Annotated in this window: 2 protein-coding genes; both read right to left on the bottom strand. The window is 76.4% G+C overall.

The features are described 5' to 3' along the window. The coding region (locus ACFQ4H_RS34765) for an adenosylcobinamide-GDP ribazoletransferase (protein WP_377579520.1) at positions 1-520 on the bottom strand (520 nt) is incomplete at its 3' end. Beyond that, the coding region (locus ACFQ4H_RS34770) for a nicotinate-nucleotide--dimethylbenzimidazole phosphoribosyltransferase (protein WP_377579522.1) at positions 513-1442 on the bottom strand (930 nt) is incomplete at its 5' end. The genes ACFQ4H_RS34770 and ACFQ4H_RS34765, both read right to left, overlap by 8 nt.

Genomic DNA, 1442 nt, shown 5'->3' on the forward strand with positions numbered 1-1442 from the left:
CGCCCAGCCCCTCGGGGCGGGCCGCCGGTACGCCCCGACGGCAGGCCCAGCTCACCGCCAGCCGCCCGCACGCGGTGGCGGCGACCACCCCGGCGACGACCGCAGACCATGACCGGTCCGACAGTGCGGCGAGGACGGCCGCCTGGACCAGGAGCACGAGGACCAGCGCAGCCACCCCGAACGGCCCGACGTCCGGCTTCTTCATGATGTCCAGCGCGGCCGGGCCCCGGCGGTACGAGCCGAGCGCGTCGACCGTGTCGGCCAGCCCGTCCAGGTGCAGCCCCCGGGTGAGCAGTGCACCCGTTGCCACGGTCAACGCCCCCGCGACCAGTGCGGGCCCGGCCATGGCGACACCGAGCAGGACCACCGCGAGGGCCGCACCGAGGGCCGCACCGACCACCGGGGCCAGGGACATGGCCACCGCCGCTGCCGGCCGGTCCACCCGGCCGGTACGCAGCGGCAGGATCGTGAAGGTGGTGAGCGCCAGCCGGGCGCCGGCCAGTGTCCGGCCGTCAGCCACCGTGTGGGGCGGCGGCGCTGTCGGTCGCCGGCGACGCGGTGCCGACAGTCGATCGTTCGGCGTCCGGCGTCTTGGGCGCCGGTGGCGACTTCGGCGTGACCGGCCCGGTGGGGTCCGGCGTGGCGGGGTCCGGTGTGGCGGGCCCGGGGCCGGCCGGTTCCGGTTCGGTGAACTCCTCGTCGTCCTGCTCGGTCTCCCCGGTGTCCGCCGGCCCTGGCTCGTCGTCGGTCAGCTTCGGGTGTACGGGCAGCGCACCGGCCAGGGCGATCGCCGGCCGCAACAGCGGCAGTGTGGCCAGCGCGGTGGCTCCCTCACCGAGGTCGAGGCGCAGGTCGAGCAGTGGGGTCAGGCCGAGCACGTCGGCGGCGAGACGGACGCCCGGGTGCCCACCGTCGTCCGGCAGCAGACACCAGTGCCGGGCCTGCCCGCCGAGGTCCCGGCTGATCAGCCCGGCTGCCACCCCGACCAGGCCGTCCAGCAGTACCGGCGTCCGGCGGGCGGTCGCGCCGAGCAGGACACCGGTGGCGATCGCGATGTCGCCCCCACCGAGTTGGGCCAGCACGTCCTTCGGGCCACGCTCGATGTGCCGGGTCCGGCGCAGCGCGTCCCGGACCGTGCCGCAGCGGATCATCCAGGCCGCGTCGTCGACCTGCTCACCGGGGGTGGTGACCCGACCGAGCACCGCAACAGGTTCCGCGCCGGTGGTCGCGGCCAGTACCGCCGTGGCGGCGGCCTCCGCGCCAGCGCCGCAGGCGGCCAACACGATCAGCTGTACGCCGCTTTCCACGGCCTCGTCGGCCAGTTGCCAGCCGTACCGGAGGGCCGCCTCGACGGCCTCGGCGGACAGCGCCGGCCCGTCCTCGATCGGGGCGGACAATGGGGCCTCGACCACCTGCAGGCTCGCCCCGACCCCGGCGGCGAG

This window comes from Micromonospora sonneratiae, assembly GCF_042679305.1.
Lineage (GTDB): Bacteria > Actinomycetota > Actinomycetes > Mycobacteriales > Micromonosporaceae > Micromonospora_H > Micromonospora_H sonneratiae.